This window comes from Neisseria sp. P0008.S010, assembly GCF_051962715.1.
In the GTDB taxonomy this organism is placed as follows: domain Bacteria; phylum Pseudomonadota; class Gammaproteobacteria; order Burkholderiales; family Neisseriaceae; genus Neisseria; species Neisseria elongata.
Map to the genome: position 1 here is coordinate 1 of NZ_JBQCVA010000327.1, position 262 is coordinate 262.

Below are 262 nucleotides of genomic sequence, written 5' to 3' on the forward strand. Positions count from 1 at the left end.
GGAAGAGATAAATCACCAAGAATACCAATACGATGGCTTCCAAAAGTGTATGGATTACTTTCTCAATCGAAATTTCCACAAATTTGGAAGTATCGTAAGGAATTTTCCAGCTCATGCCGTCTGGAAAATACTTCTGCAAAACCGCCATTTTTTCTTTCACGGCAGTCGCCGTTGCCAAAGCGTTACCGCTGTTAGACAACATCACTGCCATACCGGTGGTGTTCACACCGTTCAAGCGGGTGGAAGAAGAATAATCCTGCAT

At 43.5% G+C, this 262-nt stretch carries 1 protein-coding gene; it reads right to left on the reverse strand.

What is annotated here, in order from left to right:
- Nucleotides 1–262 (reverse strand): efflux RND transporter permease subunit (locus tag ACTHSL_RS13805; RefSeq protein WP_440381733.1); only part of this gene is annotated, 262 nt, incomplete at both ends.